Origin of the sequence: Thermoleptolyngbya sichuanensis A183 (assembly GCF_013177315.1) — a bacterium.
GTDB lineage: Bacteria > Cyanobacteriota > Cyanobacteriia > Elainellales > Elainellaceae > Thermoleptolyngbya > Thermoleptolyngbya sichuanensis.
The window spans coordinates 2,121,178-2,146,393 of the sequence record NZ_CP053661.1 but is presented as its reverse complement, the minus strand read 5'-3'; the positions used below and the strand labels follow the sequence as shown (position 1 = coordinate 2,146,393).

The 25,216-nt window shown below is 56.4% G+C and carries 26 protein-coding genes and 1 pseudogene; 12 read left to right on the top strand and 15 right to left on the bottom strand.

The window, feature by feature from the left end; translation table 11 throughout:
* Positions 1–370: 370 nt before the first annotated feature.
* The gene (locus HPC62_RS08995) at positions 371–1,816 is read left to right on the top strand and encodes a sugar transferase (protein WP_172354979.1); all 1,446 of its coding nucleotides are present in this window, start codon (positions 371–373) and stop codon (positions 1,814–1,816) included.
* A gap of 247 nt (positions 1,817–2,063) precedes the next feature.
* Here the strand turns inward: HPC62_RS08995 and HPC62_RS08990 are convergent, their stop codons facing one another.
* Entirely contained in the window at positions 2,064–2,438 is a 375-nt protein-coding gene (locus HPC62_RS08990; protein WP_172354977.1) for a hypothetical protein, read from the bottom strand.
* Positions 2,439–2,498: 60 nt separating this feature from the next.
* Between HPC62_RS08990 and HPC62_RS08985 the strand changes: the two genes are divergently transcribed.
* Complete coding sequence (locus HPC62_RS08985; protein WP_172354975.1) at positions 2,499–2,714, top strand: hypothetical protein; 216 nt, start codon at positions 2,499–2,501, stop codon at positions 2,712–2,714.
* Here HPC62_RS08985 and HPC62_RS23700 read toward each other — a convergent pair.
* From HPC62_RS23700 to HPC62_RS08955, 6 genes are all read right to left on the bottom strand, one after another.
* Positions 2,655–3,164, bottom strand: coding sequence for a hypothetical protein (locus HPC62_RS23700; protein ID WP_205371158.1), 510 nt, complete (start codon positions 3,162–3,164; stop codon positions 2,655–2,657). The two genes, HPC62_RS08985 and HPC62_RS23700, sit on opposite strands and share 60 nt — an antisense overlap.
* Positions 3,165–3,379: 215 nt before the next feature.
* On the bottom strand, positions 3,380–4,366 hold the full coding sequence (gene secF / locus HPC62_RS08975) for a protein translocase subunit SecF (protein ID WP_172354973.1): 987 nt from the start codon (positions 4,364–4,366) through the stop codon (positions 3,380–3,382).
* A gap of 76 nt (positions 4,367–4,442) precedes the next feature.
* Positions 4,443–5,855 carry a protein translocase subunit SecD gene (secD, locus tag HPC62_RS08970; RefSeq protein WP_172354971.1) on the bottom strand — a complete coding sequence of 471 codons (1,413 nt, stop codon included), beginning with the start codon at positions 5,853–5,855 and terminating at the stop codon, positions 4,443–4,445.
* A 92-nt stretch (positions 5,856–5,947) separates the two neighbouring features.
* A complete protein-coding gene (locus tag HPC62_RS08965; RefSeq protein WP_172354969.1) occupies positions 5,948–6,946 on the bottom strand; it encodes a glycerate kinase in 999 nt (332 codons plus the stop codon).
* Positions 6,947–7,115: 169 nt separating this feature from the next.
* The gene (locus HPC62_RS08960; protein ID WP_172354967.1) at positions 7,116–7,466 is read right to left on the bottom strand and encodes a DUF565 domain-containing protein; all 351 of its coding nucleotides are present in this window, start codon (positions 7,464–7,466) and stop codon (positions 7,116–7,118) included.
* A gap of 183 nt (positions 7,467–7,649) precedes the next feature.
* Entirely contained in the window at positions 7,650–8,567 is a 918-nt protein-coding gene (locus HPC62_RS08955) for an NAD(+) kinase (RefSeq protein WP_172358863.1), read from the bottom strand.
* Positions 8,568–9,095: 528 nt separating this feature from the next.
* On the opposite strand from HPC62_RS08955, the gene HPC62_RS08950 reads away from it, so the two are divergent.
* Genes HPC62_RS08950 through HPC62_RS08940 form a run of 3 tightly spaced genes read left to right on the top strand, consistent with a single transcriptional unit; the run spans position 9,096 to position 10,949 of the window.
* Positions 9,096–9,890: an LmeA family phospholipid-binding protein gene (locus tag HPC62_RS08950; protein ID WP_172358862.1), complete on the top strand. Its 795-nt coding sequence runs from the start codon at positions 9,096–9,098 to the stop codon at positions 9,888–9,890.
* Between the two features lie 23 nt (positions 9,891–9,913).
* Entirely contained in the window at positions 9,914–10,564 is a 651-nt protein-coding gene (locus tag HPC62_RS08945) for a MotA/TolQ/ExbB proton channel family protein (protein WP_172354965.1), read from the top strand.
* A complete protein-coding gene (locus tag HPC62_RS08940; RefSeq protein ID WP_172354963.1) occupies positions 10,548–10,949 on the top strand; it encodes an ExbD/TolR family protein in 402 nt (133 codons plus the stop codon). The genes HPC62_RS08945 and HPC62_RS08940 overlap by 17 nt, the downstream gene beginning before the upstream one ends.
* Before the next feature lie 34 nt (positions 10,950–10,983).
* Here the strand turns inward: HPC62_RS08940 and HPC62_RS08935 are convergent, their stop codons facing one another.
* The 3 genes from HPC62_RS08935 to HPC62_RS23910 form a co-directional block, all read right to left on the bottom strand.
* Positions 10,984–11,928 carry a glycosyltransferase family 2 protein gene (locus tag HPC62_RS08935; RefSeq protein WP_172354961.1) on the bottom strand — a complete coding sequence of 315 codons (945 nt, stop codon included), beginning with the start codon at positions 11,926–11,928 and terminating at the stop codon, positions 10,984–10,986.
* Between the two features lie 245 nt (positions 11,929–12,173).
* The gene (locus HPC62_RS08930; RefSeq protein ID WP_172354959.1) at positions 12,174–12,707 is read right to left on the bottom strand and encodes a DUF4330 domain-containing protein; all 534 of its coding nucleotides are present in this window, start codon (positions 12,705–12,707) and stop codon (positions 12,174–12,176) included.
* A 254-nt stretch (positions 12,708–12,961) separates the two neighbouring features.
* Complete coding sequence (locus tag HPC62_RS23910) at positions 12,962–13,090, bottom strand: hypothetical protein (protein WP_255548908.1); 129 nt, start codon at positions 13,088–13,090, stop codon at positions 12,962–12,964.
* A gap of 237 nt (positions 13,091–13,327) precedes the next feature.
* Between HPC62_RS23910 and HPC62_RS08925 the strand changes: the two genes are divergently transcribed.
* The 6 genes and pseudogenes from HPC62_RS08925 to HPC62_RS08905 all read left to right on the top strand — a co-directional run bounded on the left by HPC62_RS08925 (position 13,328) and on the right by HPC62_RS08905 (position 17,627).
* Positions 13,328–13,624, top strand: coding sequence for a hypothetical protein (locus HPC62_RS08925; protein ID WP_225910622.1), 297 nt, complete (start codon positions 13,328–13,330; stop codon positions 13,622–13,624).
* 48 nt (positions 13,625–13,672) lie between these two features.
* Positions 13,673–13,882, top strand: a pseudogene (locus tag HPC62_RS23400) (ISKra4 family transposase); the annotation flags it as partial.
* A 135-nt stretch (positions 13,883–14,017) separates the two neighbouring features.
* Complete coding sequence (locus HPC62_RS08920) at positions 14,018–14,413, top strand: DUF309 domain-containing protein (RefSeq protein WP_172354957.1); 396 nt, start codon at positions 14,018–14,020, stop codon at positions 14,411–14,413.
* Between the two features lie 402 nt (positions 14,414–14,815).
* Positions 14,816–15,280 (top strand): LptA/OstA family protein, encoded by a 465-nt coding sequence (locus HPC62_RS08915; protein ID WP_172354955.1) that lies wholly within the window; start codon positions 14,816–14,818, stop codon positions 15,278–15,280.
* A gap of 278 nt (positions 15,281–15,558) precedes the next feature.
* The gene (gene lptB, locus HPC62_RS08910) at positions 15,559–16,287 is read left to right on the top strand and encodes an LPS export ABC transporter ATP-binding protein (protein ID WP_068507664.1); all 729 of its coding nucleotides are present in this window, start codon (positions 15,559–15,561) and stop codon (positions 16,285–16,287) included.
* Positions 16,288–16,514: 227 nt separating this feature from the next.
* The gene (locus tag HPC62_RS08905) at positions 16,515–17,627 is read left to right on the top strand and encodes an LptF/LptG family permease (RefSeq protein WP_172358860.1); all 1,113 of its coding nucleotides are present in this window, start codon (positions 16,515–16,517) and stop codon (positions 17,625–17,627) included.
* Here HPC62_RS08905 and HPC62_RS08900 read toward each other — a convergent pair.
* The gene (locus HPC62_RS08900) at positions 17,624–18,349 is read right to left on the bottom strand and encodes a glycerophosphodiester phosphodiesterase (protein ID WP_172354953.1); all 726 of its coding nucleotides are present in this window, start codon (positions 18,347–18,349) and stop codon (positions 17,624–17,626) included. The two genes, HPC62_RS08905 and HPC62_RS08900, sit on opposite strands and share 4 nt — an antisense overlap.
* Positions 18,350–18,593: 244 nt before the next feature.
* On the opposite strand from HPC62_RS08900, the gene rpsD reads away from it, so the two are divergent.
* On the top strand, positions 18,594–19,202 hold the full coding sequence (gene rpsD, locus HPC62_RS08895) for a 30S ribosomal protein S4 (RefSeq protein WP_172354951.1): 609 nt from the start codon (positions 18,594–18,596) through the stop codon (positions 19,200–19,202).
* Positions 19,203–19,682: 480 nt separating this feature from the next.
* Here rpsD and HPC62_RS08890 read toward each other — a convergent pair whose 3' ends face one another.
* The 4 genes from HPC62_RS08890 to bcp form a co-directional block, all read right to left on the bottom strand.
* Positions 19,683–22,193: a glycogen/starch/alpha-glucan phosphorylase gene (locus tag HPC62_RS08890; protein ID WP_172354949.1), complete on the bottom strand. Its 2,511-nt coding sequence runs from the start codon at positions 22,191–22,193 to the stop codon at positions 19,683–19,685.
* Positions 22,194–22,621: 428 nt separating this feature from the next.
* Positions 22,622–23,506, bottom strand: coding sequence for an alpha/beta fold hydrolase (locus HPC62_RS08885; protein WP_172354947.1), 885 nt, complete (start codon positions 23,504–23,506; stop codon positions 22,622–22,624).
* 52 nt (positions 23,507–23,558) lie between these two features.
* Positions 23,559–24,014: an NUDIX domain-containing protein gene (locus HPC62_RS08880; protein ID WP_172354945.1), complete on the bottom strand. Its 456-nt coding sequence runs from the start codon at positions 24,012–24,014 to the stop codon at positions 23,559–23,561.
* 40 nt (positions 24,015–24,054) lie between these two features.
* Positions 24,055–24,525 carry a thioredoxin-dependent thiol peroxidase gene (bcp, locus tag HPC62_RS08875; protein ID WP_172354943.1) on the bottom strand — a complete coding sequence of 157 codons (471 nt, stop codon included), beginning with the start codon at positions 24,523–24,525 and terminating at the stop codon, positions 24,055–24,057.
* Positions 24,526–25,216 lie beyond the last annotated feature (691 nt).

Sequence of the window (25,216 nt, the reverse complement as noted above, 5' to 3'; positions counted from 1 at the left end):
TAAGAAGTAAGTTTATCTACTGCCTGATGTTGAGGCGAGTGGTTTCACTGACTCATGTACAGGCGGTTTCTGAGGTGTTTCTAGTTTGTCAGTCTCTTTGAGGGCAATTAAGGATCTGGCTCATTTCAGGCTATGGGCTGCTTTAGGGTGTGTTGAAAGGGGGTGTCGAAACATATTTTAGCTGGAGTCTAGTTCTGTTCCGCTGATTCGGTTGTTGGTTCGTCGGCAGAGTTTCTCTTGCATCAGAGTTCAAGCTTGTTGCTTGATCAACCTTGGTTTCACCCCCCGGTTTTAGGGGCATGACTGATCATCTGGTCTTGGATGCATGTGTTTCGGTTACGTTTGAGTGTTAGCTGGAGATTCAAAAGAGATGGTTTCCATAAAATCCCTCTCGCTCGGTTCGGCATCTAGAACCCTGTCCGACTTGCGATCGCCCGCCTTTACTCAACTCCGCAGAGGTGTGGCAATTGGCTGGGTGCGGATGCTCAGTTTGCTCGTGTCGGATGGCGCTGCGATTTTACTGGCTTGGGGGCTGGCGGTTTCTCTAGGAACCGAGTTGGACTCCCCTTGGAGTAGTTTAGGCCGCTACTCCTTCTTGCCGCTCATTCTGGCGGTCAAGCTGGGAGTCATGATTTCGCGAGGGCTGTACGGTTCGGGGCTGCCCCGTCGAGACTACCTGGGAGTTGTCAAAGCGCTTTCACTGGCGGAAGGGTTGCTGCTGCTGATTGCCTTCCTCTATGAGCCAGATCGGTATGTCTCGCGCTCGACGTTTCTGATTTCCTGGTTCCTGAGTGTGGCGTTTGTATGTAGCGGTCGGTTCTTGATTGACCGGGGCACTGAGATCGTTCGTAAGCGCGGTGCAGCCTGCTATCCGGTATTTTTAATCTGTGATGATGATGAGCAGCAGCGAAATATTCAATTGATTGAAAAAGAAAGTCGTTATCGTCTGATGGGGGTGGCGAGTGCCCGCGCCCTCGACCGACGCAATCGAGATGAAACAATCCGACGAGTCCGAGAGCTTGGCATTGCGGAGCTGTTTGTTTCTTGGACTTCGATTCAAAACCGACTCCACCTCTGTTGGCATTTTCAAACGGCGGGCATTACGCTTCGTATCTTGCCGGGTGAAATTGCCTCTTCGTTTCCCAAGTCGCAGTTTCGGATGATGGGTGAGTTGCCGACGCTGACGCTGGAAGCGCCAGTTCTGGTCGGTAGTGATTTTTGGATTAAGCGGTTCTTTGATTTCTGGGGTGCGGCGATCGCCATTCTGGTGTTCTCTCCGCTCTACGTTGCGATCGCCCTGCTGATTCGGATGGATTCTCCGGGGCCCATCTTCTTCCGGCAAACCCGCGTCGGTCTACATGGCAACAAGTTCAAGGTCTGGAAGTTCCGCACAATGGTGCAGAATGCGGCTCAACTTCAGGCCGTGCTAGAGGCGCAGAACGAGATGAAGGACGGCGTGCTGTTTAAGATGAAGGACGACCCCCGGATTACGCGAATCGGCAAGTTCCTGCGTCGCTACAGCTTGGATGAGCTACCGCAACTGTTCAATGTGCTGGTGGGTGAGATGAGCTTCGTGGGGCCGCGCCCTCTGCCTGTGCGAGATGTTGAGCGCTTTCAAGAGCGCCACTTCATTCGGCAAGAGGTGCTGCCTGGGATTACGGGACTGTGGCAGGTTTCGGGGCGTTCGGATATTACCGATTTCGAGAAGGCCGTGCAGCTTGACTTGATCTACATCACCAACTGGTCGCTCTGGCTTGACTTAAAGATTCTGCTGAAGACGGTTCAGGTGGTGATTGGCAAGAGCGGCGCTTATTAAGCCCTCTCCTAGAGCAGAAGAGGGATTTCGAACCTCTCTTGCTCCCCTTCTCTCCACCTGGGAGAAGGGGTTGGGGGGTGAGGGCAGATTGAACGTTGTACATCGCGTCTATACAAAGCGAGGGGGCACAATGCTCTCTCGCTTCTTCTTATAACGGCTTTCCTAAGATTATGGCTCTCCTGAGATTATGGCTCTCCTGAGATTATGGTTCTCCTAAGATTATGATTCTTCTGCAGCGCTTAACCGTTTATTCGCTAGCGAGTAAATAAACCGCACCCTGTTCGTCTCCGTCGATCACAATGCTCTCAAACATCAGTCGTCCCTGCACGATTCGCCGCTCTCCAGATTGCACCGTTGAGTCTGGCGAGAGAACCCAGATGCTGCCTGTGTTGTCTTGCAGTTCATACAGCAGCGCATCTACAAGCGGAGCGCGATCGCCCACCACGCCCGACACTCGAACGGGCACGCTAAAAACAAACGGCATCTGCTGCACCGAGCGAATCGAAACCGGAATGCCTACCCAACTGAGGGCCGCAAATCGCAGCGGCGTGAACAGCAGCACTGCGAGTACAATGCCTAGCAGACCTGCCAGAAGATAGGAGAGCGATCGCCGTTGAGTCACGGTTGGGGCATGTTGGAGGGTTGGAGGGCGAGAGCCATTGGAGCTTTGGAGTATTGAAGCATGAGACCGCTGATATCCAATGATCCGATTTCCAAAGCAACCATGCGAGCCACGGGCATTGTGCTGGTATTTGTAGGCGGGCTGCTGCTGCTGCAAGCGTGGAATGAAGTGCAGACATTGGGGCGGCGCAGCCGAACCTTCTGGCAGGATGTGGTTTTAGGGAGCGCGTTTGCGGCGCTGGGGGTGTGGCTGATCGTGTGGGGGGTGTTGCGCTAGTGGCTTGGTCACTGAGGACCCGGCTTGAAACGACTGACACACCCTACGCCACAGGGGATGCCTCGGCCCCCGCTGGCGAATTTCTAGAACGCGCTCACTCAGGCGACGGCGGTAGTCGGTGGGAATGTCAAACAGGAGCGTATAGCTTTGCCACAGCAGGGTTGAAACCGCGAGGCTAGCGCAGAGAATCAGCCCTGTGGCAGCCAGTGGATGGTAGATCAGCCCGTAGCGCACGGCAGTCCAGGTGAAATATTGCCGCCAGAGCGCAATTTCATCGCGCAGGTGCCACAAGGAGAGCGGCACAACCGCCAGCCACAACAGCCCTAGCCACCGCCAGCGCATGTTCATCCAGTGCTGATGCAGTCGCTCCACTTCAGCCTGAAAGTCCGAATCCGTGGGAAAGGGATCTGGCTGGGCCGCAGGTTTTTTCCAAATCGGTATGGGCCACATAGAAGCTACGTCTGAGAAGCTACGTCTGAGAAGCTACATCAAAAAAGCCATTTCCAAAAAGCCATTTCAAAGCCATTAGGACTTACGCAGTTGGACAATTTCTCGCGGGCGCAGCCTGCGAGAAATTGTCCAAAACCCGACAAGTTTAATCGCAAGTGCGTAAGTCCTAGCCATATCTAAGTAAAACTGCGTCGGTGCTTAGATGCCCTTGGTGGTCAGGCATCTTCTGGGCTGGGAGTAATGTCAAGCGGGCCGTCGGCAACGGGTTCTGGCTGGGCGATCGCCCGTCCCGTCCGCTCTCGCCAAAAGGCCAGCAGCGTACTGGCGATAAAAATACTGGAATAAGCACCCGCTACGAATCCCACAATCAGCGCCAGGGCAAAGTATTTCAGCGTTTCTCCGCCAAACAGGAAGATCGCCACCAGACTCAAGATTGTGGTCAATGTCGTGTTGATGGAGCGGGTCAGGGTTTGGTTTACCGCCTCGTCCACAATGTCATTGATGTGGCGGCCCGGGCTTTCCTTGATGCGCTCCCGAATGCGATCGTAAATTACCACCGTATCATTCACCGAAAAGCCCACAATCGTCAGCAGCGCCACAATAAACAGGCTATCCACTTCCAGCCCTGACACCAGCCCCAGGATCGAAAACAGCCCCAGCGTCACCAGCACATCGTGCAGCAGTGCCACAATCGCAAACAGAGCATAGTCGAACTGGAACCGCAGGCTGAGGTAGACCATAATGCCCGCGAAGGCCGCCAGCAGCGCCAGCAGCCCCGATGTGAAAATCTGCCGACCGAGCGTGGGTCCCACGGTGTCAATCTGGGTTGCAGCAGGGTCAAATTTGCCCAGCTTGGCCTCCAGGGCTTGCAGGAGTTCGGTTCGCTGTTCCACATTCAGCGTCGAAGTGCGAATCAGCAGGGCATCTTGCTCGGTTCCTAATACCTGGATGCTGCTGTTTGCTAGTCCCTGTTCTGCCAGAACAGACCGCACCGTTGCTGGATCGATGGGCTGCTCACAGGTTTTCTCGCGGGCGCAGGCCAGCTCTAGCTGGAGCCGGGAGCCGCCCACAAAGTCGAGGCTAGGCCGCAGCGGCGCACCAAAGTTTTGCCAGGAGATCAACATCGCTGCCAGTCCACTGAGGATGAACGCGGCGGAGATCGCCCACCAGAGGTTGCGCTGTTTGATGACGTGCAGTTTCATGGAGTTGCCTTTGCCAGACGTGCGGCAGAAATGAACGGCAGAGCGGAGCCTTGTTTCGAGAAATGCTCAAACCTTCTCAGGTCGAAGAGGGACGAGCCGAGGGGGAATTGGAAACGCCGGGGCTAAAGTAGCTGGGCTTCCGCAGGCTGGGAACCGACAGCGCAGTGAGTAGCAGCGTGCGGGTACAGGTCAGCGCGGTAAACATGCTGACGACCACGCCAATTGCCAGCGTTAGGGCGAAGCCTTTGACCAGGCCCACCCCTAGCCAAAACAGGGCAGCACAGGCAATCAGTGTGGTGACGTTGCTGTCCAAAATGCTGGAAAAAGCGCGATAGAAGCCAGATTCCACGGAGCGGTAGAGGGTTTTGCCAGACCGCAATTCTTCGCGGGTGCGCTCGAAGATCAGCACGTTGGCATCCACCGCCATGCCGATGCTGAGGATAAACCCGGCAATCCCCGGCAGCGTGAGTGTGACGTTGAGTAGATTGAACAGCGCCAGGGTCAGCAGCGCGTAGACGACCAAAGCAATATCAGCTAGCAGACCCGGCAGGCGGTAATACACCACCATAAAGATGAGGACGAGAATGAGGCCGGCGATCGCCGCATAGATACTCCGCTGAATGCTGTCGCGGCCCAGAGTTGCGCCGACAGTGCGGTTTTCGACAATTTCCACCGGCACAGGCAGCGCCCCACTCCGCAGTTGCAGCGCCAATTCCCCGGCCCGCTGTGCGTCAAAGCCGCCGCTGATGCTGGCGCGGCCGCCGACGATGCCCGTTTCGGCATATTTCACGTCTACGGTGGGAGCGCTGAGCAGATCGTCATCTAGGAAAATGCCCAGGCTGCGGCCTGTGCCCGCTACGGCTTTGGTCATTTCGGCAAATTTCTGACCGCCCTCCTCGTTAAATTCCAGCCCCACTTCCCAAGCGTTGCCGCTGATGGGCTGGGCGTAGGCATTTCGTAGCATGTCGCCCGTTAGCCCTACTTTGTCGAACAAGCTGGCGATCGCCTGGTTGCTGCGCTCGATGGCGGCTCGGTTTTCGGCCAGTTCTGCCGGGTCTGCGTTGTTGATTTCTAGATTCGCCTGCTGCACGAGCAAGCCTTGCAGCACTTGATATTCTGCCCGAAGCTGGGCCTCTGTACCTTGGCGCTGCTGGCGAAAATCGAGCTGGGCCGTGTCGCCCAACACTCGCTCTGCCTGGGCCGGATCGCTCACGCCCGGAAGCTGCACCAAAAGCTGCGTGTCTCCCACGGTCTGCACCAGCGCCTCCGATACGCCCAGCCCGTTGACCCGGCGCTCCACCACCGCCCGCACGCTCTCCATCTTCTCTGGTGTGATTTCGGGGACTTCTGCCGTCGGGCTGACTTGGAGCGTCAACTGTGATCCGCCCCGCAAATCCAGACCCAAATTCAGCGGTCGCTGGGTTAGCAAAACCGCCGCGGCGATCGCCAACAGTAAAATCAACGCCAGGAGAGAACGCTGTCTGCCCATGCTTTGTAGCTCATACGACAATCGCTATGATAGCCGGATTTGGGAAGTGTTGGGGCGTTAGCGCCTTGGGGTGGAACTGTGAAAATCGAGGATCATGCTGTCCCGTCATTCCCTCTGCTCTTCCAAACGCGATCCACTTGCCGATCTGCCCGCACCTCCACCACCCAATCCACTTGCTCAGAATCCCGCAGCAGGGGCGGGTAAAATAGCGCAGGATGGAGCGATCGCCAGAAATATTCCACAAACTGGTCGATTTCGGCATCGCTCATGCCGGGGCGGCCAGCGGCGGCCATGCGGTGTTCGGCTTGCTTTCGCCACTGCTGGCTGAGGCGATAATCATCGGGGCGCAGCACAATCAGCCCATCCAGTAGGTTCCACAGGGGCAGATAGTCCGCCAGACGAGTGTTGCAGTCGCGGGCAAAGGCTCGGTCGGCGGCGGTGAGAATGGGCAGCGGCGCGTCGTCGAAGGCGGCTGAGTCGATGGGTCGCAGCCCGACAAACCAGCCTTCAAACAGCACCAGGTCTGCACCGGAAACTGGCTCTGGCGCGGTGCGATCGCCCTGGCCCTGGTGCAGCGATTTGTCGAACCGGGGCAGCAGCACGGGACTTTTGCCCTGTCGCAGGGCTTGGAGCGTCTGAATTCCCAGATCTACATCGTGAGTGCCGGGGGGGCCGCGCCAGCGCAATCGCGGATCGGCCTGCTGCAACTGCTGGCGATCGCCCCAGGTTTTATACAAATCATCAATCGATAAACAAACAACCCGCAGCCCGTCCGCCGCCAAAATGCCGCGTAGCAGCCGCGCCAGGGTCGATTTGCCCGTGCCCTGCCCGCCCAAGATGCCCTGAATCAGAGGTCGCGAGTGCAATCGCCAGCACTGCTTGAGCCATTCTGCCAGCGGCAGCCACAGACCCCACAGCAGATCTAGGGGCACTACGTCCCAGCCGAGTTCATCCTGGCAAAGGGGGGCGATCGCCCGATACGCCTGTCGAAATTGTTCGGCTTGGGCGATCATCCAGTCGTCTAGCTGGGCATCGGCAAGCCCAAACTGCTCAGGTCGCCAGCCCCGTGCCAGCCAATCTGCCCTTAGCAACGAAACTGCTAACGAAACGGCTGCGGACGAATCAGAACCCTGCCCAGGAAACGGTTCGTCAGCGAGTTGCGCCAGGAGGGTCTGAAATGGAGCGTTCTGAGTTGCCACAAGTTGCTGTAAGTTGCCACAATGCGTCTTGCCGAACCGCTTGTCGAACTTCTGCTGCGCCTCAGCTTCCCAGCTTGAAGGCTTCCAAAAACAGTCCGTAGGTCAGCCCTATTTTCATGGCGTTTAGCATCTCTGACACGATGGACGGGCGCGGACGGCCGTTGACAAGCTGCGATCGCCGCTGCCAATACACAAAGCGACTAATCGCCTCCGTTATCGCCACCATCAAGGCTGACACCAAAATGTCCAACTCTGAAGTCGCTCCGGCTGTGGTGGCCACCGCCCCCGCCAGAAAATTTCCCAGCAGCAAACTCATCACTACCAGCGAAATCCGCCGCCAGGGATTGAGCAGCCATTGGTCAAACTGGCCCAGCGTACCGTTGAGGAGGCGAGTCAGGCGAGTGTCCTGCATTTCTGGAGATGGGGATTAGGAGTTGGGGATTAAGGCACGATGTGCAACTTTCAATCTGCCCTCATCCCCTGACCCCTTCTCCCAGGTCGGGAGAAGGGGAGCAAGAGAAGCTTGAAGTCCCTCTCCCGCCCTGGGAGAGGGATTTAGGGTGAGGGGGATCGGCAAAGTTGCACATTGCGTGGATTAAGGCAGCTCGACGGAGGTGGGTTTGGCGACATGGGGCAGGCCCCAGCCCAGTTTCTCGCGGAGGACGTGGAAAAATTCCGGTGGCTTTAGCCGCACAAACTTGGCAGGATAGGGCGATCGCTGCACGCGCACCCGGTCTTCAGGACACACGTAGCAGCCTGCGTTGCCGTCCACGACCATCACTAGGCGATCAGGATTAGCTGCGTAGATTGTAACGGGTTCTGTGGCAGAAAAAACCAGGGCGCGAGAGGCCAGCGAATGCGGGCAGATCGGCACCAACTGCATCACGGCTACGTCGGGCGTGATCACCGGGCCGCCTGCCGACAGCGCGTAGGCGGTAGACCCCGTGGGGGTAGAGAGAATAATGCCGTCGGCGGCGATATCGACGGGCGCGTGGCGGCCCACTTCCACCTCGAAGTGGCACATGCTGGTTAGCGGCTCTCGATGCAGCACCATCTCGTTCAAACAGAGCGCCTCCCAGGCCAGCACGTCCTTTTGAAACAACTGAACCGTCAGCATCAGGCGCTCTTCGATATCGTAATCCTGCGCCAAAATCGCCTCAATTGCCTGAGGAAGCTGGTTCAAATAGGTTTCGGTCAAGAAGCCCATGTGCCCCGTGTTGATGGCCAGCAGCGGGATGCCGTGGGGAGCCACCTGCCGAAACGCTGCCAGCACGGTTCCATCTCCGCCCAGCACCACCGCCAGCGCCATGTCTTCGTCAAACCCGGTGGGGGCGAGACTGGCGATCGGCGTATGGCACATGGGCCGGTTCGGCTTGGAATATCCCAGGATGCCGCCCATTCCGGTTGCTAGGTGTACCTCCCAGCCATAGCCTGCAATTTTCTCGTTCAGTTCTTCCGCAATGCGGCAGGCCACAGGTTTGATGTCGTTGTAGATAATCCCGATTTTGGGCACACTCAGCGTCCGGTTCTGGTGGTTGGGCAGTCGTCGAGGGAAAGGGTCGCACGAGGGTCGGGTCGGCGAATTTGGCGATCGCCCTCCAGACTGGCTCCGCAGCAGCGATGCAGCTTGAACTCCGGCAACACGCATTTGCAAGAGCGACCAAGAGCGACCAAAAGAGAGCTAGCCAAGACAGAGTTAGCCGAGACAGAGTTAGCCGAGATAGAGAGCCGAGACAAAGCTGCGCTCCAGGCTGACCCATCATTCCCTTACTATTTAGATTATGTCCAACCGTAGAAGTTTGCACGCTGCTGCTCAAGAGTTGGCAGGGGATGGGGCGATCGCCCCCCAATACAGATTGATAATCCCAGCTAATGACCCCCTGCGGGTTCTCCAATCTCCCCAATTCTGCTTTGAGTTGCGACTTTTGTGAATACTTGTTACAAGTGAGGTGGCTTCGTTACAAATTCGTTACAAGAATTGAACGATCCGCTGCGAATGCCTCCCACCCCTCTACTGCTGGATACCCTTTTAACAAAGCATATGTTTGGCGGTTTTACTGGTTTCACACGCCCACTCAATACTGACATGGGTGAGCAGGTGCTGAATGCGGTTGCAAACCAGTCCATCCGCCACCTGTTCACGAGCAGCGAAGCCATCGATGTGCAGATCCGCTGCTTTCCCTCCAGCAAGCTGTTGCAAGGCAGCATCGACAGCTTCAAGATGCAGGGCCGTAACCTGGTGATTCGGCGCGATTTCCACGTCGAAGAAATGTCGTTTACTACGGATGCAGTGTCGATTGACCCGGCCTCGGCGCTGAGCGGGCAACTCCGCCTCAAGCAGCCGACGCAGGCCGTGGCGCAGGTAATCCTCACAGAAGAGGGGATTAACAAGGCTTTTGACGCTGATTTGGTGCGCCAGCATTTGGTGAATGTAGAGATGGAGGCGCTGACGAATCTGTCGGGCGGCGAACCCGTATCTTTTCGGGATGTCCACATTACCCTGATGCCCGAAAACCAGGTGCATATTGGGGCAAAGGTAGATTTGCCAAACCGGAAGGATCTGCCGATTAGCCTGCGGTCTATGATCGCCGTTGAAAAGCGCCGACAGATCCGCTTTCAGAATGCGGAGTTTGATCCAGAGGGTGTGCCAGACGAGGGGCGATCGCTCTCTAAAATCGTCAGCCTCGCCTTTGCTGAGGTGCTAGACGGCATGGTGGATTTAGATCGGTTTGATCTGGACGGCGTGATGGTGCGGATCAATCGTCTGGAAACCCACGGCAAAAAACTGGTGTTTACCGGGTATGCTCAAATAGACCACTTTCCCGGTTCTCGGTAAAGTCGCCTTTTTTGCCCCGTTTCATGTCAATTCCTAACCTACTTGCCACGGGCGGCCTGGTGATGGTGCCGCTGCTAGGGCTATCGATCTTGGCGATGGCGCTAGTGCTAGAGCGGCTAGTGTTCTGGTGGCAGTTGACCCGCCAGCAAGATCGCGTCATCCAAGACACGTTGGCCCTCTATCGCCGCAGCCCCCGCGCCGCGTTTCAAAAGCTAGAGCAGCACGCCAACTTGCCCATGGCCCGCATTTTCCTGGCGGCGCTGGAGCTAGAGCAGGCCACACCGGACGAGTTTCGGCTGGCGCTAGAGAGCGCGGCCCAAGCGGAGCTGCCCTTGCTACGACGGTTCAACACAGTCTTCGACACGGTGATCAGCGTTGCGCCGCTGCTAGGGCTGTTGGGCACGATTCTGGGGTTGATCCAATCCTTTAGCTCGCTGCGGCTGGGCGACCTCGGCGGTACGCAGACCGCAGGGGTAACGGCGGGCATCAGCGAGGCGCTCATCTCCACCGCCGCTGGGCTGATTGTGGCGATTATCACGCTGCTGTTTGCCAACACGTTTCGCGGCCTATATCAGCGGCAGGTAGCGCTGATTCAGGAATACGGCGGCCAGTTGGAACTGCTACACCGCCGCCGTCAGGAATATCGGAGTCCCCCCTATGCGCCTACCCAGTGAGCCAGATCCGCCGCCGTCGATCAACATCGTGCCGATGATCGATGTGATTTTTGCGATTCTCACCTTCTTTGTCCTGTCTACGCTGTTTCTGACGCGCTCCGAGGGGTTGCCTGTGAACCTGCCAGGGGCGGCGACGGCAGAGCTTCAACCCCAGGAGCAAACCGTCGTCACCATTGACGCTAGCGGAAACCTGTTGCTAAACCAACAGCCGATTACGCTAGACGCGCTGGATGCAGCGGTGCGCCAGCGGACAGACGGGGGCAATTCGCCGCTGGTGGTGATTAATGCCGATAAGGCTGTACCCCACGGTCAGGTGGTGGCGGTGATGGATCGGCTGCGGGCAATTCCGAATGTGCGGTTGGCGATCGCCACGGAACGACCCTAGCAATTTTGGATTTTTGGATTTTGAATTTTGGATTTCAGGCTTTGGAGGCGAGGAACTCATCGTAGGCGGCGTAAACGCCCTGGACGTTGTACCAGTTGAGGAAGACGCGGGCGATTTCGAGCGCAAGCTGCGGTTTGCCCCGATCGATTAGCCATTGCAGCAGGGGCGCGAGGGTGCGCTCGTTGAGCCGGCCACCGAGAGACAGCACGCCCCACAGGACGCGGTGTAGCCAGGTCATCTGGATCATCAGGCGCACGTCCCAAGTGGGGTGCTTTTGGTAGAACAACACGCCCATGCGGCCGCGCTGAATTTCTTTGTCAATTAGGTTGGGAATTTGGCTGAGGGCGAAGGGTGGATGCCAGTGATAGCCGACGGCCGCCGGACATTTCACGAGGGTCAGCCCCAGGTTTTTCAGGCGAACGCCCAGTTCCAGGTCTTCCCATCCGTAGAGCTGAAAGCGCGTGTCAAACAGCCCTGCTTGCTCTAGCCAGTGACGGGCGATCGCCACGTTTCCAGTGGCAAAGTATGCCGCCGAAAAATCCGTCACCTTGAACGGTTCAGCGGTTGGGTCGTCGAAATTGCAGGTATTGATCACGCGGCCGTAGGTAAAGAGGCGATCGCTCCCCAGCCGCTTTGTGCCTTCCACCAGCGCCGCCGCGTGGGCCTGCAAGAAGACCTCTGTCACCACTAGATCGCTGTCGATAAAGATAATCGTGTCGCCCGTTGCTTTTTCCACGCCCAGATTACGAGCCGCAGCCGGCCCCTGGTGATCTTGCAGAAACAGGCGGACGTGTGGCAATGCTGCGGCGTTTGCCCGGAGCCAGCCGACGGTTTCATCCGTCGAGCCGTCGTCTACGACGACGACTTCATAGCCTTCGATGGGGCTGTTGGGCGGAATGACCTGCTGTTCGAGCGATCGCAGGCATTTTTCCAGAATCGGCTTGCGGTTGTAAGTCGGAATAACAACGCTAAAGAACACGCTTTCCCTCGGACAAGTTCTGAATCAGGCGGTGCAATCTCGGCGCAATCTCCATTCTCCGATTTTGGATTTGCGATTGGATTTGCGATTTTGGACTGCCAGTCAAGCTTTTGCTAGGCTTCCAGCAATTTCCTTCGCAGCGCCACCTGGGAGAATTGGACATCAGCCCCAGCAGCCTACGGCCGCCAGCACGTCATTCCGAGCTTAGCGCAGATGCCAGGCGACCTGTCCCAAATGGAGGACGCTTATTCCTGAATTCGCACACCGACCACAGGTGCATTGAATCGGAAGGTTTGTCCCTCCAGTTCCAGCGGCGTGCCCACTTTCACCTTGTTGTTGCCCAGCACTGGCCCATCGTCCGTCATTTGGGCATCTCCCGCCAGAGTAATCATCATGTCTAGGGTGAAGTCCAACTCTGGGCGCGGATCGGGCAGCGAAATCACCGTGCCATCGGGCTGGGGAACCGCCACCGAGCGGGGAAGTTGCTTTACGCCCACCACGTCCAGTTCGCCATAGGGCTGGTTACGGATGATCACATTGACCTTTTTGCTCTCTTGCAAGGATTGCACCAGCGCCGCCGGATCGCTGACCGTTAGCCCACGCACAATGGTATCCACCTGCACGGGCTTGGTCTGTACGCCAAGCTGCGCCACCGAGGAACCCGAAGTTCCTGGCACTAGAAAAACTGCCACCGCTACCAGCAGCATCACCAGCGCCGCGCCTAAATCGAGGATATTGACCTTGCCAAACAACCGTCCCTTTGAGTCCAGAATAGCCATGTCTGAAGCGTTCTAGCCGACGCAATACCAGGTTTAACCCAATTCCTGCACCACTGCAATGCAGCGGACTATGAAAGAGTAGCACGACGGGATGACGGTGGTGCAGTCCGTCCATTAGAGGGGAAAAATATTTGGGCAGTCGAGGGACTTAAGACCTTTTTGGATGATTTGCGGGCATCAACCCGCTACGAATAGTCTGCCTGTATTTCGACGGTTGGGAGCATCTGCTTCCCTTTGTGCTGCACAGTCTGGCGCTACACATCTCGCCCAGCACCACTTGCCCAGTACCAACTGAGCCGCCATACTGAGCCGCCATACTGAGCGTTGCTGCTGCTGGCGCAGGACAATTGACGGGGGCGATCGCATCCAGTACAAACGTCCATCAAGCTGTAATTCGATTCCTATCAGTGCAGCTTGCCTTTCCCCCGAAATTTTGGTCGTTTAGTCACCTACGGCATTGGCAGGTGTTCGCTGCACCCACTAACGCCTGACCCCTCGACAGTCACCGCCTGTCTCAGGACTGCGTCCATTGTAGGCCGCCCTGTCCCAGCGCTTCACGTCCGTGGGCGGCCAACATTTCGGGGTTTCCTACCCCACTCGTTTCCTGGAGGAAACCCCAAATGCTGACAATTCAATACACCTGGTCGTCCCCATTCTCGGAGGCGACCCAGTTTTCGTTGCCCCCGCTCACCTGCGAACTGCCCCACCGTCGCCGCCTGCGCCACTGCATCATCGGCCTGCCTGAAGACGCGCAGATGGCGATTGACCGGCTCCACCTGCTGCGCTATGCCGAGCGCTTCGAGTGGACGCACGCCCTGGATTTCCCACCCCACGGCATCGTCCTCGACGGTCGCCCCGGTGAAGTGCTGCGCTATCTCTACCGTGAAATCCGGAGCAATCCTGGCGCAAACGAGTAAGAACAGATAAGGAGGGTTGCACAGTTTGCGGATTGGCAACGCCAGCGGGTCACGACTTTCATCAGCTACCTTCACAAGCATCGACAGCGGATTGTAAATTATGGCTATTATCAAGCCGAAGGTATCTCCACTGGTTCCGGTACTATTGAACCGACCGTTAAACAAATTGGGCGGCGAATCAAGATATCGGGGGCGCAGTGGGGCAAAGCTAACGTCCCACAGGTGCTGAAGCAGTGTTGTGCCTACCTCAATGAGTAATTCTCAAGATGAGGCTTACAAAACTGGGATGCACTCTCTTCATTTTCCCCTCCATATCGAGAAGGCTTTACTGTTGATCCGTTGACAATTTAATTTATCTAGTGGATTTGATCCAGTGAATTAGTTAAGGAAAATATGCTTGAAGCAGCGTTTTGGGATGGGGTTAAGCAATTTAACCATCGTCAATTTTATGAGTGTCATGACACCTTAGAGGCTATCTGGATAGAGGCAATGGAGCCAGAGCGGACGTTTTATCAGGGCGTGCTGCAAATTGCTGTGGCGCTCTATCACCTCAGCAATGGCAACGGGCGTGGGGCGACGATGCTGCTGGGTGAGGGGCTGCGGCGACTGGGGCGCTATACACCAGACTACGACGGGGTCGATGTGGAGCAGTTGGTTCACCAAAGCACGGCGATCTTGGAGGACTTGCAGCAGCGCGGGCCAGAGCAGGCGGCGGAGCTATGGCGATCGCTCTCCACGTCTCCAGGCAGCGAGTCCCCTTGCCTGCCTACAATTCACCCCGTGAGATAGCGCAGCAGCCAAGCCAAGTCGATTCGTTGCTCTGCGTTTCTGTGTAGAAGGGCGATCGCCCTTAGAAAGTCTCCAGAAAGTTTTGTGACGGACTTGTTCGAGGGACTTGTTCGAGGGACTTGTTTGAGGAACCTTCTGAGGCGCTCTAGCGTCTTTTTCTCTTAAAAAGCTGGGACTCTGCGGATCTCGAACTGAGGGGCGTGGCGCTAATATTGCTAATATTTTGCAGGGGCACAACAACCGTTCAGAACGCTGTCGGCTCGATTTCACTGGCTTTAGAATTCACCACCGGGCAACCCAATGATGGTTTTCTCTCGTTTTTTGAGCCCTGCCACAGCAGGCGCACGTCGGGCAACGCAAGAAGCAAAACCGAAGGCGAAACAGGCGAAACAGACGAAACAGATGTGGATTACTGGGTTGGCGATCGCCCTGACGCTTCCCACCGCCGCCTTCCACGCTGCCACCGCGCAGGCCCCACCCCCGGCTGGCCAGCCCCTCCGTCTCGAAGCAGACACTACCGAAGCCAACGCTGTCACTGGGGTCATCACGGCGCGAGGGAATGTCCGCATCACCTACCCCGCCCGACAGATCCAGGCGACCGCCGTGCAGGCGCAATACTTCAGCCGCGAACGCCGCATCGTCCTCAGCGGCAATGTCTATGTCTTGCAAGAGGGCAACAGCCTGCGTGGCGAGGTGGTCACCTACCTAGTGGACGAAGGACGCTTCCTCGCCCTCCCCGATCGCGGGCAGCAGGTCGAAGCCATCTACATCGTGCCCGACCCCAACCCCACCACGGGCAGCAACCCCGCCGCCCCGCCCGCCTTCAATCCCAAACCAGAATTTAAGCTTCCCGAAAGTCCAGAATAATTGGATTTGCGTATCACGCATTGGGTCGGACGGATCACCCGTTGAGTGTATCCCACTTTACCTATCCCTCACCCTAAATCCCTCTCCCAAAGCGGGAGAGGGACTTCCAATCCGGCTCCCCTTCTCCCGTTTTGGGAGAAGGGGCTGGGGGATGAGGGCAAACTTGCAGAACTGGGATGCACCCTAACCCATTCGGGTAGATCTAGGCGCTCCTGTCTTCCGAACCGCTGCTTCTTTGATAAGATCATTGGCTGATTCCATCTGCTGCGAGTACGCCGTTGAAGATTGTCTTAGAGAACATTCATAAATCTTATGGGCGGCGGCAAGTGGTCAATCGCGTCAGCCTTTCGGTTGGGCAAGGCGAAGTGGTGGGGCTGCTAGGGCCAAACGGGGCTGGCAAGACGACCACTTTCTACATTGCAACGGGAATCGAACGCCCGGATCAAGGCCGCGTCTGGCTAGATAATCAGGAAATTACTCGTTTGCCAATTCAGGAACGCGCCAGGATGGGCGTTGGCTACTTGGCCCAAGAGCCAAGCATTTTCCGCAACCTCAGCGTGCGTGACAACATCCTGCTTGTATTTCAACAAACTGGTGTGCCCGCTGAAGAGCATGAGGCTCGGCTCCGTGGGCTACTCAAGGAATTTCGCCTGGAAACCGTTGCAGGGACACCCGGAAACCGCGTATCTGGTGGAGAGCGTCGCCGCACCGAAATCGCCCGCGCCCTGGCCGCAGGCATCCACGGACCCCAGTTTCTTTTATTGGATGAACCGTTTGCAGGCGTTGACCCGATCGCCGTTGCCGAAATTCAGGAGATTATTGCCACCCTGCGCGATCGCCAAATTGGTATCCTCATTACCGACCACAACGTCCGCGAAACCCTCGCCATCACCGACCGCGCCTACATCATGCGCGATGGCGAAATCCTTGCCTCCGGCAGCACCGAAGAACTCTATGCCAATCCCCTTGTGCGGCAGTATTACCTGGGCGATAGCTTTCAGCCCTGAGCGGGTTGGAGTATGGCGGGGTGGGGAGGAGACAGCCTGAACCCTCTGATGCGAAGCGGCTCCAAAAGCACCTCCAACCCCCCGACCCTGCAACAGGCTATTCTTCCTCAGCTTCTTTTCCTGCATCTTCTTCTTCTGCACCAAACTCACCCCTTCCTATGACCACTCTCACTCGCCCCTACCAGCCTCGCCAGCCTTGGTGGCAGCGCCTTCTGCCGATTCCGGTGATGGATCGGTACATCATTTCAGAATTGCTGCCAACGTTCCTCTTTGGTGTGGGGGCGTTTACCTCAATTGGGGTATCGGTGGATAGCCTGTTTTATTTGGTGAATCAGGTGGTTGAAAAGGGGCTGCCAGTTGCCAAAGCCATCGAGGTGCTGCTGCTCAAGTTTCCCGAATTCATTGTGTATGGGCTGCCGATGGCGACGCTGCTTTCCACGCTGATGACCTTTGGGCGGCTGTCGAGCGATAGCGAACTGGTGGCGCTGCGAGGCTGTGGCATTAGCACCCAGCGCTTGATGATGCCTGCGCTGATTTTTTGCCTGTTGATCACGGGGCTGATGTTTGCGTTTAATGAGTCGATTGTGCCGGCAGCGAATCTGCGTGCTTCGACAACGCTGCGGGCGGCGCTGAATCAGGAGCAGGTGGAATATCGAGAGAGTAATATTCTCTATCAGGAGTTTCAGCAGGTTCAACAGCCGGATGGCAGTCGCGAAAGCGCCCTGGCGCGGATTTTTTACTCGAAGGAGTTTGACGGCAAGCGGATGCGGGGGCTGACGATTCTCGACTTTTCACGGGAAGGACTCAATCAGATTGTGAGTGCCGAGTCGGCCCAGTGGAATCCGCAGCAAAGCGCTTGGGACTTTGAAAACGGCACAATTTATGTGGTGTCGCCGGATGGCTCGTTTCGGAATATTGTGCGGTTTACAGAGCAGCAGCTTGCCCTGCCGCGATCGCCCCTTGACTTGGCTCAGCGCAGCAAAGACTATGGCGAAATGAACATCGCCGAATCGCGGGAATATTTGAAGATCATCGAGCCAGCGGGCAATATTGGCAAAATTCGCGAACTGAGGGTGCGAATTCAGCAGAAAATCTCGCTGCCGTTTGTCTGCGTCGTCTTCGGGCTGGTGGGGGCAACGCTAGGGTCGCAACTGCGGCGGGCCGGGCGATCGACCGGGTTTGCTCTCAGCATTCTGATTATTTTTGCGTACTATATCCTGTACTTCATTTTTGGGGCGATCGCCCAGGCTGGGGCCCTGCCCCCCGTGCTGGGGGCCTGGATTCCCAACCTGTTTGGACTCGCTGCCGGACTTTTGCTGATGATCCGGGCATCGCGCTAGAGCCGCCCTGTCAACACTGCATCCGGCTGCGCCGCGCGGATCTGCATTCCTACATCGGGCCGATCGGTAATGATGCCCTGAATCCGGCGATCGCCCAGCAAATCCGTCATCAGCGGCTCATCGTTCACCGTCCACACCCAAACTGGGCGATCGCCCATCACCACCTGCGACAGCAGGCTATGGCTCAGCAGTTGCCAGTTTGGGGCGATAAAATCGGCTCGCATTTCTCGGACGCGATCGCGCACCGACTTCGCATTCAGCCGAAACGACTTGCAAAATTTAACCGTACCATGACCAAATAAAAACCCCGCCTTAACGTCGGGGTAGTGTTGCTTGATGCGGCGGATGGCAAAGGGGTGAAACGAGGTAACCACCATCGACTCAGCATCGAAGGCTGGCCTCAGGATTTCCATCACCTGCTTTTCGTAGCCGGCCTCTTTTAGCTCTACATCAAGCCGGATCTTCCCTTTGCACAGATCCACGACCTCTGTCAGGGTGGGAATGTCGGGGTCGAGGACGTGCAGTTCAGAGTAGGTCAGCTTGCGAATGGGCTTATCATTCACTTCGGCATCGTGGTAGATCACCAGCACCCGATCCTTGGTGCGGCGCACGTCAAACTCCACCATGTCTGCCCCAAAGGCGATCGCCCGCTCAAACGCTGACAGCGTATTTTCCTTGGCATTCGCCGATGCGCCCCGGTGGGCAATGATTAGCGGTTGCATACTCGTCCACTCCAGCGCTGAATCGTTCAGTCCATAGTCTACAGTTCCCACGGAACCTTGCTGCGTGTTCTGTATGCCAGTTGATTTTGGGTAACCGGAGAGAGACGGGTAGAGCGGCAATCAATCGAATCCCCCTCCGTTCCTTTCTCTCCTTGCTTCCAAGGTGCTTTCAAATTGATCTTTTCACTTCGCAGATAAAGCGATACAATGTTAGTTTTGGGAAAGCATTTCGGAGAGGAATCTAATGGCACGATATCGAGGTCCCCGCCTCAGAGTGGTGCGCCGTCTGGGAGAACTGCCCGGACTGACGCGCAAAAGCCCCAAGCGGGCATATCCCCCCGGACAGCACGGTCAGGCCCGCAAAAAGCGGACTGAGTATGCCGTCCGTCTAGAAGAGAAGCAAAAGCTCCGGTACAACTACGGTCTGACCGAGCGTCAACTGCTTCGCTATGTTCGTAAAGCTCGTCGCGCCTCTGGTTCCACAGGCGAGTCGCTGCTGCAACTGCTGGAAATGCGGCTGGATAACACCGTATTTCGCATGGGCATGGCTCCTACCATTCCAGCAGCGCGTCAGTTGGTGAATCATGGCCACGTCACCGTTAACGGCAGAGTGGTAGACATTCCCAGCTTCCAGTGCAAGCCCGGTATGGAAATCGGCGTGCGAGACAGCGATCGCTCCCGGAAGCTCGTAGAAGAAAATCTCCAGTTCCCCGGTTTGGCAAACCTGCCCAGCCATCTGGAGTTTGACAAAAACAAGCTGACCGGTAAGGTAAACGGCGTGATCGACCGGGAATGGGTCGCGCTATCGATCAACGAACTGCTGGTGGTGGAATACTACTCCAGACAGGCGTAAGAGTTTCTGCGGAAGGCGATCGAGCGAGTCAGACCGCTTACCGTCAAACCCGCAAATCCTACGCAAAGTCCCCAATACTTCCAGGTTACTTTCCAAAAAAAATTCCAGTGTTGGCACTCGTGCGGCTGCGATGCCCTCTCTGAATCCGAATTGTTTTAGCGAAATATCAGGCGACTAGCCCAAAGTTGGCACGTTTGATATGGGACAAACCTCCGATGATCCGTCAGTCATCGGAGGTTTTTGTTTGACTAGGAGACCACCCGATTAGCTGCGACTGGGCGATCGGCCAACATTTGCATCGTCAACCTAGCTTCACCTTTGGGTGGGACGCTACAGGCGGTTGCCACGAACAAGGCTTTTGCTTTGCCATCGAGCTTACGTTTGTCCTCTATGCGAGGTACTTCACTCAGGGCAAACTCCACTCAGGGCAAACTCAACATCCCCATCGACAAATTTTTGTCGAGTTCGATACCGCAACCCCTAGATCCGTCGAAGTCCCGCTGTTTCCGAGCGATATTCGCCCAGCGTCACGCTCATCGGCTGGACGTGCCAGATGTCGTTGCAGTATTCCCGAATCGTGCGATCGGATGAGAATTTACCCATCCGAGCTACGTTCAGAATCGACATTCGCGTCCATTCGTCTTGGTTTCGATAGGCCTGGCTGACGCGATCCTGACAGTCTACATAGGCGCGGTAGTCTGCCATCAGCATATACTCGTCGCCGTGCATCAGTGCGTCTACGATCGCCCGGAAAAGATCCGGCTCCTTGGGTGAGAAGTAGCCGGAGCGAATGGAATCCACGACCTGGCGCAGTTCCTCATCGCCCTGATAGAAATGCTGCGGGTTATAGCCCTTGGCCTTCATCTCCAGCACTTCCGGCGCAGTGAGTCCAAACAGGAAGAAGTTTTCTGCACCCACTTCTTCGCGAATTTCCACGTTTGCGCCGTCCAGCGTGCCGATGGTCAGCGCCCCGTTTAGTGCAAACTTCATGTTGCCTGTGCCCGATGCCTCTTTGCCCGCGGTGGAAATCTGCTCCGATAGGTCAGCAGCCGGGTAGGAGATTTCACCCAGGGCCACGCCGTAGTTTGCCAGGAAGATCACCTTGAGGCGATCGCCCACGTCGGGGTCATGGTTCACCATGTCAGCGACGGAGTTGATTAGCTTCACCACCATCTTGGCCATAAAGTATCCCGGAGCCGCCTTGCCGCCAAAAATCACCGTGCGCGGCAGCATATCCATACCGGGATTCGCCTTCATCCGGTGATAGAGCGTGATCACATGCAGCACGTTCAGCAATTGCCGCTTGTATTCGTGAATTCGCTTGATTTGCACATCAAACAGCGAATGGGGGCTGACTTCAATGCCGTTGTTGCGGAGGATGTGATCCGCCAGCCGCTGCTTGTTGAACTGCTTGATGTCGCGCCAGCGCTGCTGAAAATCGGCGTGATGGACAAATTCCTCTAGCCGACGCAGGTCGTCCAGGTTTGTAATCCAACTGTCGCCGATCTTTTCAGTAATTAGGCTTGACAGCGCCGGATTGCTCATCAGCAGCCAGCGTCGGGGCGTAATGCCGTTGGTCTTGTTCTGGAACTTCTCCGGGAACATTTCGTAGAAGTCGTGCATGAGTTCCTGCTTCACCAGTTCGGTGTGCAGCGCCGCTACGCCGTTGACCGTGTGGCTGCCGACGCAGGCCAGATGCGCCATCCGCACCATCTGCTCATGCCCTTCCTGAATCAGCGACATGCAGGCCAGGCGCTCCGGCTCATCGGGATACTTCGATCGCACCTCATCCAGAAACTTGTAGTTAATTTCGTAGATGATTTCCAGATGGCGCGGCAGCAGTTTGCGGAACAGGTTCACCGACCACTTCTCCAGCGCCTCTGCTAGGAGCGTGTGGTTGGTATAGGCAAAGGTACGACGGGTGATATCCCAGGCGTAGTTCCACTCGACCCCATGTTCATCGATCAGCAGGCGCATCAGTTCTGCCACGCCAATTGCTGGGTGGGTATCGTTGAGCTGAATGGCGACCTTATCCGGGAAAGCGTCGAAATTGTCGTGCTTCCGCAGATACAGTCGAATAATATCTTGCAGCGAGCAGGAAACAAAGAAATACTCCTGCTTGAGCCGCAGTTCCTTGCCCTGAGGCGTGTTGTCGTTGGGATAGAGAACCTTGGAAATGTTTTCCGAGAAGGTCTTCTCGGCGACGGCTTGAGTGTAGTCGCCTGCGTCGAACACCTGGAAGTTGAAATCTTCGCCAGCGCGGGCGCTCCATAGTCGCAGCGTGTTCACGGTGTTGTTTCGGTAGCCGGGAACGGGCGTGTCGTAGGGCGTACCGTAGACCGTGTTCCGCGCCATCCAGTGAACGCGATAGTTGCCCTCGTCGTCAGTAAAGGCTTCGGTGTGTCCGCCGAATTTCACCTCGACGATGTAATCGGGGCGGGCAATCTCCCAGGGGTTGCCGAAGCGCAGCCAGTTGTCAGGGCATTCGTGCTGCCAGCCGTTGGCGATGAGTTGGCGGAAGATGCCGAACTCGTAGCGGATGCCGTAGCCCATTGCGGGAATTTCCAGCGTCGCCATCGAGTCTAGAAAACAGGCGGCCAGGCGGCCCAGACCGCCGTTGCCCAGGCCCGGTTCTTCTTCGCGCTCTAGCAAATCGTCCAGATTTAGCCCAGACTCTTTGAGGGCCTGACGCATCTGGTCATACATACCCAGGTTGATCAGGTTGTTGATCAGCAGTCGCCCAATGAGGAACTCGGCGGAGAGGTAGTAGACCATTTTGGCATCGCGCTCAAAATAGGTCTGGGCGGTCTTGATGCGGCGATGGGTGAGGCGATCGCGCACCGTGTAGGCCAGCGCCATGTAGTAGTCGTAGGCCGTTGCAAAGTATTCGTCTTTCCCCTGGATGCAGTACAGGTTATCTGCCAAGGCCCGCTTGAGCGTGCCCACTTCCATTCCAGTGCGATCGTCCTCTACATGCATATGTCCAGTCATTCCTGCGGAGATGTCGTGAAAGAGATGCTCGAACCATGATGCTAATCGGGGGATGAGGGCTGCTCCGGTGAAATCTGCCAGGCCAGCACACTGAATCCACCACTGAAAACGTGCCTTAAGCGGCTAAGAAATTCATCACTTCATCACTTTTCTTGATGTGTGGGTTCCTTTGCGTGAGGAGATTGTGTGTAAGGAGGTTGCGTGTAAAGAGGTTGAAACACGCGAAACAAACCGTTAATTGAACCATTCCTTAAATCTAATACCTAAAATCCAATACTTAAATCTAAACGCACCGCCTACCCTTAGAGACCGCTAGCTGCAACCTACATCGCTCAGTACGGCTGGATTAGTGCGCTGGATTACAGTTCTTCAGGCTTCAGATTAACTTCAGGATCGCAGGGGCGACAAACGCTTGACAGCGAGGCGGATCAGCCATTGCTAGGGGTATTATTCCGCATAAAAGCGTGAATTGAGCGGGCGACGACTTCTGGCGCAGTTTGCAATAAATCTTGGCCTGGCAGCGTTTGCACCTGGGCCCGGGGGGCATCGGTGTAGGCGCGAATTTGGGCGGCGATGAGGGAGCTTTCTGCGTCGCCTTGCAGCAGCAGCAGCGGCGCTTTGAGCCAGGAGAGATGCTGTCCGTGGGTTCCGGTCGAGCCGCTGGTCGGGCCGCTGGTCGAGCCACTGGTCGGGTCAATAGACGCGCCGCCGATGTATTCTGCCTGAATTTCCACTGGGCGACGGTTGAACAAGATTTGGCTGGCTGCGGGCGATCGCCGCCATAGGCGCACCCGTTCTTGCAGCTTCAACACGCTGCGCCAGCCCAATAGCTTCGCAACAGGTGCAACCAGATTCAGCAGCCAGCGGGCCAGAGGGACACGGGAGAGGAGCGATCGCCCGCCCTGCCATCGCTGCGCTGCCCCCACCACCTTCACACCCTCCGGAGCCAGCAGCACCAGTCCATCCACCTTTTCTTCATGCTTCAGCGCAAAACTCGCCGCCACCCACGCCCCCACGCCCACGCCCACCAGAGAGACCCGCCGCAGCCGCAGCGCCTCCAGCCACTCCGCCAGACAGTCCACCTCCAGCGCCACAGAATAATGCAGCCGCGGCCGCTCCGACTCGCCAAAACCCAGCAAATCCGGCATCAAACAGTGATACTGCTCGGCTAGCAGATCCACCACCGCTAGCCACTCGCCACCGTCGCTCCAAGTGTCGTGGAGCAGCACGATTGGCACACCCTGCCCCACCTCACGCCAAAAGATCTGTCCTTGGGACAGGCGAATGCGTCCGTTGCGAATGGGTAGAGTCATCCTGGAGTGTCTGAAGTCGTCGGGATATGGGGAACCGACCCCAGACTACACATTACGCTAGCGTTGTCAGTCCTGCAAAATAATCCTGAAGCTGGCGATCGTGGTCGTGAGACAGATGCCCGTGGGGAATGGCAGTCGGCTCAAACGCCCGCACCTCTTCCACCTCTAGCAGGTCTTGCACCATAAACGCGCCTTCGACCTCAACGGCGATCGCAATGCAGATCGAGTGAAACCGGGGGTCGCGGCTGGGTGATGAATACACACCCACCAGCCGCCGCACAGTCACCAAACGCAGCCCCGTCTCTTCCTCCAGTTCTCGCTGCACTGAACTGTGTATATCCTCGCCCCAGTCCACCATGCCACCAGGCAGGCTCCAGCGCCCATTGTCGCGCCGCTTCACCAGCACAATTTTGCCGTCGGGCAGAATGGGGATAATGCTAGTGCCCGTCAGCGGATGCCGAAACACCACGCCGAGTCCTGTTTTCAGGTATCGCCAGACTTGGTTCATAGCGGGGGAATGGCTGGGGTAATCGCAGGCGGGTCTGGAGCTATGCCCTAAGCGCTGCTAAATCTTCGAGGATTTGCGCTGCGTGGTTGTCCGGCTTGACCTTGAGATAGACTTTGGCAATCTTTCCATCTGGGTCAATCAGGAAGGTATTGCGGCTGATGCCCATATATTCCTTACCCATAAACTTTTTCAGCCCATAGCTCTCGTAGGCCGTGCTGACTGCGCCATCGGCATCCGTCAACAGCGGGAAAGGCAGATTGTACTTGGTCGTAAACTTGGTGTGCGATTTGGCATCGTCGGTGCTAACGCCCAGCACCACCACATCGCTAGCTTCGTAATCTGCATAGGCATCGCGAAACCCGCAGGCTTCGGTCGTACATCCCGGCGTATTGTCTCGCGGGTAGAAATACAGCACGACCCACTTGCCGCGAAAATCCTTGAGGTTTACAGGATTACCGTTGCCGTCGGGGAGGCTAAAGTCGGGGGCGGGGTCACCAGGTTTGAGCGGCATAAGGAGCTAGCGAATCAGGGTTTACGTCGAGAGTTTAGATATTGGCGCTTAAACTTTGGCGCTCAGATATTCAGCGCTCAGAATTATGAAACGCTTAGATATCAGGCGCTTAGAGGATGTTTGAAAAGTCCTACTGTTTGTAGCAAAGCGTGCAAGATCCCCCTAAATCCCCCTTGAAAAGGGGGACTTTAAGGCGGTTTCCCCCCTTTTAAGGGGGTCTAGGGGGGATCTCTGAGTGCTTAACATTACAGGCAATACCTTTTCAAACACCCTCTTAGACACAAGAGTCAAGCGTAGAGCGATCAGTCTTGAAACCAGTGTGGAAATCAGAAATTCCCTCATAAATTGTAAACGGTGCTGTAAACAGTGCGTTACGCCTTATCCGTCTTGACCGTGCATCTTCTGAAAATCTGAAAATCTCAGGACTTACGCACTTGCGATAGGCTTTCTGGATTTTGGACAATTTCTCGCGGGCACAGCCCGCGAGAAATTGCCCAACTGCGTCAGTCCTAAATCTAAAGATCTGATGTAGATCCAACCGTCAGCCCATTAGAGCTAATTTATGAAGCAAATCTTAAGAAGCCTGAAACTCCTGGCATGTGTGGCTTTGAGGTCATGTTTGCCCAGGAAAAGCGGTTTCTCGGAAATCCTTGATTAACAAGGCTTTCAGGCTCCTTTACAAATTAGCTCT

Bases quoted from the DNA above. Each gene is read 5' to 3' on its own strand.
- HPC62_RS08940 (WP_172354963.1), top strand. From the start codon at position 10,548: ATGCGCCTACCCAGTGAGCCAGATCCGCCGCCGTCGATCAACATCGTG.
- HPC62_RS23910 (WP_255548908.1), bottom strand. From the start codon at position 13,090: ATGGACGTTTGTACTGGATGCGATCGCCCCCGTCAATTGTCCTGCGCC.
- HPC62_RS08890 (WP_172354949.1), bottom strand. From the start codon at position 22,193: ATGACTGGACATATGCATGTAGAGGACGATCGCACTGGAATGGAAGTG.
- HPC62_RS08900 (WP_172354953.1), bottom strand. From the start codon at position 18,349: ATGCAACCGCTAATCATTGCCCACCGGGGCGCATCGGCGAATGCCAAG.
- bcp (WP_172354943.1), bottom strand. From the start codon at position 24,525: ATGCCGCTCAAACCTGGTGACCCCGCCCCCGACTTTAGCCTCCCCGAC.
- HPC62_RS08925 (WP_225910622.1), top strand. From the start codon at position 13,328: ATGCTGACAATTCAATACACCTGGTCGTCCCCATTCTCGGAGGCGACC.
- HPC62_RS23700 (WP_205371158.1), bottom strand. From the start codon at position 3,164: ATGTGGCCCATACCGATTTGGAAAAAACCTGCGGCCCAGCCAGATCCC.
- HPC62_RS08985 (WP_172354975.1), top strand. From the start codon at position 2,499: ATGAGACCGCTGATATCCAATGATCCGATTTCCAAAGCAACCATGCGA.
- HPC62_RS08995 (WP_172354979.1), top strand. From the start codon at position 371: ATGGTTTCCATAAAATCCCTCTCGCTCGGTTCGGCATCTAGAACCCTG.
- HPC62_RS08915 (WP_172354955.1), top strand. From the start codon at position 14,816: ATGTGGATTACTGGGTTGGCGATCGCCCTGACGCTTCCCACCGCCGCC.
- HPC62_RS08950 (WP_172358862.1), top strand. From the start codon at position 9,096: ATGTTTGGCGGTTTTACTGGTTTCACACGCCCACTCAATACTGACATG.
- HPC62_RS08930 (WP_172354959.1), bottom strand. From the start codon at position 12,707: ATGGCTATTCTGGACTCAAAGGGACGGTTGTTTGGCAAGGTCAATATC.
- HPC62_RS08885 (WP_172354947.1), bottom strand. From the start codon at position 23,506: ATGACTCTACCCATTCGCAACGGACGCATTCGCCTGTCCCAAGGACAG.
- secF (WP_172354973.1), bottom strand. From the start codon at position 4,366: ATGAAACTGCACGTCATCAAACAGCGCAACCTCTGGTGGGCGATCTCC.
- HPC62_RS08880 (WP_172354945.1), bottom strand. From the start codon at position 24,014: ATGAACCAAGTCTGGCGATACCTGAAAACAGGACTCGGCGTGGTGTTT.
- HPC62_RS08960 (WP_172354967.1), bottom strand. From the start codon at position 7,466: ATGCAGGACACTCGCCTGACTCGCCTCCTCAACGGTACGCTGGGCCAG.
- HPC62_RS08945 (WP_172354965.1), top strand. From the start codon at position 9,914: ATGTCAATTCCTAACCTACTTGCCACGGGCGGCCTGGTGATGGTGCCG.
- HPC62_RS08905 (WP_172358860.1), top strand. From the start codon at position 16,515: ATGGATCGGTACATCATTTCAGAATTGCTGCCAACGTTCCTCTTTGGT.
- secD (WP_172354971.1), bottom strand. From the start codon at position 5,855: ATGGGCAGACAGCGTTCTCTCCTGGCGTTGATTTTACTGTTGGCGATC.
- HPC62_RS08920 (WP_172354957.1), top strand. From the start codon at position 14,018: ATGCTTGAAGCAGCGTTTTGGGATGGGGTTAAGCAATTTAACCATCGT.
- rpsD (WP_172354951.1), top strand. From the start codon at position 18,594: ATGGCACGATATCGAGGTCCCCGCCTCAGAGTGGTGCGCCGTCTGGGA.